Source organism: Nocardia lasii, from assembly GCF_042658545.1.
Classification (GTDB): Bacteria; Actinomycetota; Actinomycetes; order Mycobacteriales; family Mycobacteriaceae; genus Nocardia; species Nocardia lasii.
On the sequence record NZ_JBHSQN010000011.1, the window covers coordinates 412,641 to 420,147 of the forward strand.

Sequence of the window (7,507 nt, forward strand, 5' to 3'; positions counted from 1 at the left end):
GCGCCGGGAAAACGGGTGCCGACGCCCGGAGCACCGGGCGGTACGACCCCACCGGGCACCCTGTTCGGGCCGCCGGCGACCGGTACGCCGCCGATCGGCGCTCCGTTCGGATCAACGCCTGGGGCCCCGCTCGGTGATCCGGCGGTGACACCACGTCCGGCACCGGCGGCGAAGCCCGCCGCGGCCGCGAACCCGCGCCCCGGGGCCGCACCGGGTCCACGCACCAGCGCACCCCCGGCAGAACCGGCACTCACCTCGCGGCCCGCGAAGGCAGGATCGGACGCGCCCGGATACCCACCGAACCCACCGGCGGCGAGAGCCTGCCTGGCCGCCACCGCCAGCGCACCCGCCGTCGCATATCGCGCGGCAGGATCCTTGGCCATGCCCGTGGCGACGACCTCGTCGAGCCCGACAGGAATGCCCTGGATCAACGTGCTCGGCCGCGGCGGTGCCTCCGACAGATGCGCCCGCACCAGCACACTCATGCTCGCGGCCGGGAAAGGCGAAGCGCCGGTGAGGCATTCGTGCAGCACACAGGCCAGCGAGTAGATGTCGGCGCGGTGCGAGACCGGGCCAACGTCGAAGCGTTCGGGCGCCATGTAGGTGTAGGAGCCGACCGCGGTGCCCGCCTGCGTGACCGCGCTGTCGCCCTCGGTGTGGGCGATGCCGAAGTCGGCGAGGTAGGCGAAGTCGGCGGGGGTGACCAGGATGTTGGCGGGTTTCACGTCGCGGTGCACCAGTCCCCCGGCGTGCGCGGCGTCGAGCGCGGCGGCGATCTGTTCGACCACGGCGACGGCGCGGTCGGGGCTCATCGGCCCGCCCCCGCGCAGCACCGAGCGCAGATCACTGCCGGGGACCAGGCGCATATCGATGAACAGGACCCCGTCGATCACGCCCCAGTCGTGGATCGGGATGACGTGCGGTTCGGCCAGCTTGGCCGCGGCTTGGGATTCCCGACGGAACCGGACCTGATAGGTCGGATCCTGGGCGAGCTCGGCGGCCAGCAACTTCAGGGCGACCACCCGGTCCTTGCCGGTGTCGTAGGCCTCGTAGACCTCGCCCATGCCGCCCTTGCCCAGCAGCGACCGCAACTCGTAGGGGCCGAAACCGCTCCCCGTCCGTGACCCAGGTGCTCCCACCAGCGTCCGCCTCCCACTTCTGGCAGGTCCGCCGGACCTGCTGCTCAGTAGGAAGATTCTCCCGGTGCTACTACACCGTGGTCAAACGCGAACACGATCGCGGCGGCCCGGTCGCGCAGGCTCAGCTTGCCGAATATGTGTCCGACGTGGCTTTTCACCGTGACTTCGGAGATGCCGAGTTCGGCGGCGATCTCGCTGTTGACCCGCCCGGAACCGATCAATTCGAGCACTTCGTACTCGCGTGCGGTGAGTTCGCCGAGGCGGCTGTCGTTGCGCGTACCGACCGGTTTCACTGTTCGATAGGCGGTGAGAACCCGTCCGGTCACCGCCGGATCCAGCCACGCGCCGCCGCCCGCGACGGTGCGCACGGCGCGGATCAGATCCTCGGCGGGCGAGTCCTTGAGCAGAAAGCCCGCCGCGCCCGCGCGCAACGCGCCGGAGAGCAGTTGGTCGTCGTCGAAGGTGGTGAGCACGAGCACCGGCGGGGCGTCGCCGCGCGCGTGCAGCAACCGGGTCGCATCGATGCCGCCGACCCGTTTCATCCGCAGGTCCATCAGCACCACATCGGGGCGTTCGGCGGCTACGGCGGCCACCACCTCGTCCCCGTCGGCGCATTCGGCGATCACGAAGCCGTCGCGGCGCCGCAGGATGCGGCGCAGTCCGCCGCGCACGAGTTCCTGGTCGTCGACCACGAGCACCGTCATCAGCTGCTCGGTCGGCGTTGCGGCGGTCACGCGTCCTCCTGGGGTTTGCCGCGCAGCAGGCTCGGCAGCATGGTCGAGATGGTCGAGCACCCGGCGGTGTCGAGCGGGAATTCCGCGCGCACGGTCCAGCCGTCGTCGCCGGTGCCCGCGCTGATCGTGCCACCGAGCAGTTCGGCGCGTCGACGCATCCCACGCACGCCCATTCCGGTGTCGCGGCGGGGTGCGGCGCCGGTCGGCAGCGGATTCGACACGACGAGGGTGGCCGCGTCGGCGGTGACGGTGAGGCGGACGACGGCGGCGGTGTCGGGCGCGTGTTTGGTGACGTTGGCCAGCGATTCCTGGCCGATCCGGTAGAGCGCGTGGCCGATCGCGCCGCTCACCCGACTCAGTTCGCCCGCGCGGGCGTAGTCGACGGCAAGGCCGGCGCGGCGGAAGTCGCCGACGAGCTCGTCGATGTCGACGGCGTCGGGTTCGGGGGCGGTCTGAGCCGGGCCCGCGTCGAGCATGCCGACGGTGCGCCGGATGTCGGCCATCGCCTGCCTGCCGAGGCGTTCGGCTTCGACCAGGGCCTCGGTGGCCTCGGTGGGGTCGTCGTCGGTTTGCAGGGCACGCCGGGCGGCGGTCAGGTGCAGCAGGGTGATCGAGAGGGAATGGGCGATCACATCGTGGACCTCGCGGGCGATCCGGCGGCGCTCGTCGTCGGCGGCCTGCCCCGAGCGGATCGCCTGATTCTGCCGTTCCTGGTAGAGGAACCGGCGCTGGTATTGCAGCAGGATCCCGACCATCGTGCCGAGCAGGATGCCGAGGATGTACATCGGCAGCCCCTGCAGGCGTTCGCCGGGGATCCCCCAGTGCACGTGCCCGGCCAGATCGAACGCGACCAACTCGGCGATCGCCAGCGCCGAGAAGCCCAGCGTCATCCCGCGCGAGGCGATCGCGGCCACCTCACCGGCGACGATCACCAGCACGAACGGGGCGAAATCGGCATTGACCGGCTGGAGCAGGAACAGCGCGCACGAGACCAGCGCGCTCGATTTCAACAGCACGGGATGCGGGTGCACGCCGAAGATCGCGAACAGCGGGATCGGCAGGAACGCCACCGCCATCGCGATCAGCGGCAGCGGATTCGGGAAGTAGGAGTGGCGCTGGATCACCGCGCTGGTGGTAATGACCAGCAGGGCGAGATCGGCGCCGATGATGACCGCGGGCGGATAGTCGTACGGCAGCGCATCGATCCGCTGACGGACGGTCTCGAAGCACCGCGACAGCCCCGCCGGTACCCCGAACCCGCGCCGGGGGCGCTGCTCGCCCGGCGTGTTCGCGGGGATGGCGTGGCTGACATCCATGTGTCAAGGCTAGTCGCCGCGCCGACGGCGAGCATCGTCCCGGGAACGGTGCCCTTCTCCTACCCAGGTAGGAGAGGAAGTCGGGTCCGGGGCACGACGTTTCGCCGGTTCGTCGACCGTAGCGTTGGACACACCCGCTCACGGAAGGTGAAGCCCATGACCTGGACCGATCTGCACCACCGCACCGAGATCGTGCACACCGTGCTCGCCAGGGCCGCGATCGACCCGCACGATCCGGCCCTGTTCGACGGCATCGAGGAGTTGGACCGACTCTTCGGCGGTGTCGACGGGCTGATCCAGGCCTTGGCCAACCGTTGGGACAACCATCTGCACGTCAAGCTCGAACTGGCCGAGATCGACGGCCGCACGCCGGTGGAGGCCTACCTCGCACTGGCCGCCGAGCAGCCCGCGTTGCGTGCTGTTCTCGACGCGAGACCGACGATCGGGCAGACTACCCGCGACCGCGCATTCGCACGCTGAAATCCGAATCTCCTTGGGGGACAACAACCATGCCGGAATCCGAAGACACAAGCCAGCCCATGCTGGAACTGACCGACGTGGTCAAGCAGTACCGCGTCGGCGATCAGGAGGTGCGCGCGCTCGATGAGGTGAGCCTGCGCATCGAAGCGGGCCAGTTCACCTCGATCATCGGGCCGTCGGGTTCGGGCAAGAGCACCCTGCTGCACCTGCTCGGAGCACTGGACCGGCCCGACGCGGGCTCGATTCGCTTCCGCGGCACCGAGATCGGCGATCTCGACGAGGACGCCCAGGCCGCGTTCCGGCTCCAGCAGGTCGGTTTCGTGTTCCAGTTCTTCAACCTGCTGCCGACGCTGTCAGCGTGGGAGAACGTCGCGGTGCCGAAGTTGTTGGACGGCACCGGCTTACGCAAGGCCAAGCCGCGCGCGCTGGAACTGCTCGAGCTGGTCGGGCTCGGCAACCGGGCCGACCACCGTCCCGCGGAGCTGTCCGGTGGGCAGATGCAGCGCGTGGCGGTGGCGCGGTCGCTGATCATGGATCCGCCGCTGATCCTGGCCGACGAGCCCACCGGCAACCTCGACTCCAAGACCGGCGCCGCCATCCTCGGCCTGCTGGGTGACATTACCGCCCAGGGCAATTCGGTGGTCATGGTCACCCACGACATGAACTCGGTGGACTACTGCGACCGGGTGATCACCCTGCGCGACGGGCAGATCGGCGCCGACGAACGGGTCGCCGCGCGGGTGGACGCATGATCGCCGCGCTCTGGAATCGACTGTGGCTGTTCAACTTCGGTGAACTGCTGCGCCACCCCGGCCGAACCCTGCTGTCGGGGGCGGTGATGGGGGTCTCGGCGGCGCTGATCGTGGCCGTGCTCAGCATCTCCGGCTCGGTCACCGGGTCGGTCGACAAGCTCACCAAGGGATTGGCGGGCAGCGCCGATCTCGAGATCACCGGCATCACCGACGCCGGCTTCGAACAGGCCATGCTGGCCCAGATCTCGGCCACGCCGGGGGTGAAAGCCGCGGTGCCGATGCTGCGCGGCACGCTCGGCTCCGGCGAGGATCGGGCGCTGCTGATCGGCGCCGATCAGACGATCACCGCGCTGGGCAGCGACCTGGCCGGACCGATGGCGCAGTACGTGAACAAGCTGGCCACCACCGAACGCGGCGTCTTGGTCGGCGCGGCCATGGGTCTGCAGGAGGGCGATCCGGTGCGGATCGGCGCCGGGACCGCGACGGTGGCCGCCGTGCTCGACTCCGGGGCGACCGGTCGGCTCAACGGCGGACACGTGGTGGCCGGGCCGCTGCCGCTGCTGCAGTTCCTCACCGACCGGGTCGGCAAGCTCGACTCGGTGCAGATCGTGGTGAAACCGGGCACCGATGTGGGCGCGCTGCGCACCACTCTCACCGAGGTGGTGGACGGACGCGCGGTGGTGGCCGAGCCGAGTCTGCGCACCGCCCAGGCCGGCGGCGCGATCCAGATCATGCGCTACTCCACGCTGATGTCCTCGGCGGCGGCGCTGATCGTGTCGACCTTCCTGATCTACAACGCCATGAGTATGGCGGTGGCGCAACGTCGTTCGACGCTGTCGCTGCTGCGCGCGATCGGCGGCAAGCGCGGGCCGATGGTGCGTGACCTGCTCGTCGAGGCGGCCCTGCTCGGGCTGGTCGGCGGGGCGATCGGCGCCGCGGTCGGCGCGCTGATGGGACGGTTCGCGATCGGCAGGCTGCCCGCCGCGATCGTGCAGTCGGTCGAGGCGCGCACCGAGTTCGAGGTGCCGAACTACGCGATCCCCGCGGCCATCGCGGCGTGTGTGCTGTCCACGGTGGTGGCGGCGGCGATCGCGGCCAGGCAGGTGTACAAGGTGGCGCCCGTGGAGGCACTGGCGCCGGTGGAGGCCGGGGACGTGGCGGCCACCGGCAAGGTGTTGCGCTGGGTGGCGTTGGTCGCCGGGTTGATCCTCGGGGCCGTCGCCATCGCGGTGGCGTTCACCGATCTCGGGCGGCTCTCGCTCGGGGCGATCACCACCTCCTTCACCGCGACGGTGTTCCTCTGCTTCGCCGCGACCGGGCCGATCGTGCGTGGTTCGGCGGGGATCGCCCGCTGGTTCGGGGCGCCCGGTGCGCTCGGGGCCACCTCGCTCGAGCGCGCGCCGCGCCGGGTGTGGGCGACCGCGATGACGGTGATGATCGGCGTCGCGGCGGTGGTCGCGCTCGGTGGGGCCTCGGGCAACATGGTGAAGTCGGCGACCGACTCGTTCCAAAACCTCGCCGAGACCGACCTTTACGTGAGCCCGAGCGCGGTCGAGCAGTTCCCGACCGGGCCCGTGCTGCCCGCCGGGTTGGCCGAGAAACTGGCCGAGGTCCCCGGGGTCGACCAGGTGGTGCCCGCGCAGATGGCGTTCGCGACCATCGGCAGCGGGCGGGTGATGCTGCAGGGGTATTCGACGACGGTGTCCGACGCTCGCCTCGGTGACGTGGACGCGGCGGTGATCGAACAGATGCGGCGCGGCGAGGGCATCGTCATCACCCGCGATGTGGCGCGGTCGCTCTCGCTCGCGGTCGGTGACGAGGTCACCATGCCGACGCCCTCGGGTCAGCATAAAACCACTGTGCTGCAAGTGATTCCGTACTTCACGGCTGTGTCCGGGGTGGTGATGATGAACCTCGACCAGCTGCGCGAGTGGTATCAGCGTCCCGGCGAGACCATCCTGTCGATCAAGTACGCGGCCGGGGCCGACCCCGACGCCGTGCGCGCGGCGGTCCGGGCGCAGGTGCCGCCGGAGATCCACGTCAACACCGGCGCCGAGACGATCGACGCGATCTCCTCCGGCGTGCAGCAGGGCGCGGCGATGAGCAACATGATCCTGTGGATCGTGGTGCTGGTGGCCACGGTCGCGCTGCTGAACACGCTGATGCTGTCGGTGCTGGAACGGCGACGCGAACTGGGGGTGTTGCGCGCGATGGGCACCAACCGCAAGTTCCTGTTGCGTTCGGTGCTGGCCGAGGCCGCGGGCATCGGATTCATCGGCGCGGCAATCGGACTCGTGGTCGGCATCGCGGTGCAGTACCTGGCCACGGTCGCGATCGGACACGCGATGACCATCGACATCGTGTACCGACCGAGCCCGCTGATCGCCCTCTACGGCGCGGCGGCGTTGGGTCTGGCGCTGCTGGGGTCCATTCCGCCCGCTCTGCGCGCGGCCCGGATGCCGATCGTGGCCGCGCTGGCCGTGGACTGAGGCAGGAACCGGTGACCGACCAGGTCGGTCACCGGTTCTCCAGTGGGACTTCCTCCCACCACGAGATGACCTCCTCCTGCGCCGACGGGCGCGGGGCCCCGGCGACGCCGCTGCTGCCGCGCCGGATCACCAGGACCACGTAGTTCGCGCGGTCGGTGTCGTCGGGGAAGCTCACCACCTGGTGGGCGGTCTGCGCGCGGACATTGACCGGGTCGGGAATCACCCACCGCCGCAACGAGAACGCTATGCCGTCCTTGTCGCCCGCGTAGCGCACCGCACCCGGCAGCGCCTCCACCACCGACCGCGCCTGCCCCGCGTTCGCGTACTCGAGCACCAGATAGCTCACCGACCCCGCCTGGGCCTCGGCCCGCTCGCACTGCCAGCCCACCTCGATCGGCGTCCACTGCAACGCGGACTCCTTCCACGCCAACTCCCCCACATCGCGCACCCCCACACACCGCGCCCCCCGATACCCCACCCCGTCACTCATCTCCCCCTGCGGCACCAACGTCGGAAACACCCGCCGACTCTGCGCGAACGCATCCGGCCCCTCCGCCATCGCCCCCGACGTCACCCGAGCACCCCCCTCCGCCTCGA

General features: G+C 70.3%; 6 protein-coding genes and 1 pseudogene. 3 read left to right on the forward strand and 4 right to left on the reverse strand.

All coding sequences use genetic code 11. The annotated features are described in order from the left end of the window. Positions 1-314: 314 nt before the first annotated feature. From ACFP3H_RS26320 to ACFP3H_RS17955, 3 genes and pseudogenes are all read right to left on the reverse strand, one after another. Positions 315-1,142: pseudogene (locus ACFP3H_RS26320) on the reverse strand (serine/threonine-protein kinase); the annotation flags it as partial. A gap of 41 nt (positions 1,143-1,183) precedes the next feature. Beyond that, positions 1,184-1,843 (reverse strand): response regulator, encoded by a 660-nt coding sequence (locus ACFP3H_RS17950; protein WP_378607474.1) that lies wholly within the window; start codon positions 1,841-1,843, stop codon positions 1,184-1,186. A 26-nt stretch (positions 1,844-1,869) separates the two neighbouring features. Continuing rightward, positions 1,870-3,189, reverse strand: a complete 1,320-nt coding sequence (locus ACFP3H_RS17955) for a sensor histidine kinase (RefSeq protein WP_378607383.1) — start codon at positions 3,187-3,189, stop codon at positions 1,870-1,872. Positions 3,190-3,345: 156 nt separating this feature from the next. Between ACFP3H_RS17955 and ACFP3H_RS17960 the strand changes: the two genes are divergently transcribed. The 3 genes from ACFP3H_RS17960 to ACFP3H_RS17970 are packed head-to-tail and all read left to right on the forward strand — an operon-like array spanning position 3,346 to position 6,910. Beyond that, complete coding sequence (locus ACFP3H_RS17960; protein WP_378607386.1) at positions 3,346-3,669, forward strand: hypothetical protein; 324 nt, start codon at positions 3,346-3,348, stop codon at positions 3,667-3,669. A 59-nt stretch (positions 3,670-3,728) separates the two neighbouring features. Further along, positions 3,729-4,421: an ABC transporter ATP-binding protein gene (locus ACFP3H_RS17965; protein WP_378607389.1), complete on the forward strand. Its 693-nt coding sequence runs from the start codon at positions 3,729-3,731 to the stop codon at positions 4,419-4,421. Further along, on the forward strand, positions 4,418-6,910 hold the full coding sequence (locus ACFP3H_RS17970; protein WP_378607392.1) for an FtsX-like permease family protein: 2,493 nt from the start codon (positions 4,418-4,420) through the stop codon (positions 6,908-6,910). The genes ACFP3H_RS17965 and ACFP3H_RS17970 overlap by 4 nt, the downstream gene beginning before the upstream one ends. Positions 6,911-6,938: 28 nt before the next feature. Here ACFP3H_RS17970 and ACFP3H_RS17975 read toward each other — a convergent pair. Further along, the coding region (locus ACFP3H_RS17975; protein ID WP_378607395.1) for a hypothetical protein at positions 6,939-7,507 on the reverse strand (569 nt) is incomplete at its 5' end.

What these genes read in the sequence shown, in the direction of transcription:
- ACFP3H_RS17955 (WP_378607383.1), bottom strand. Translation starts at nt 3,189, where the DNA reads ATGGATGTCAGCCACGCCATCCCCGCGAACACGCCGGGCGAGCAGCGC.
- ACFP3H_RS17970 (WP_378607392.1), top strand. Translation starts at nt 4,418, where the DNA reads ATGATCGCCGCGCTCTGGAATCGACTGTGGCTGTTCAACTTCGGTGAA.
- ACFP3H_RS17950 (WP_378607474.1), bottom strand. Translation starts at nt 1,843, where the DNA reads ATGACGGTGCTCGTGGTCGACGACCAGGAACTCGTGCGCGGCGGACTG.
- ACFP3H_RS17965 (WP_378607389.1), top strand. Translation starts at nt 3,729, where the DNA reads ATGCTGGAACTGACCGACGTGGTCAAGCAGTACCGCGTCGGCGATCAG.
- ACFP3H_RS17960 (WP_378607386.1), top strand. Translation starts at nt 3,346, where the DNA reads ATGACCTGGACCGATCTGCACCACCGCACCGAGATCGTGCACACCGTG.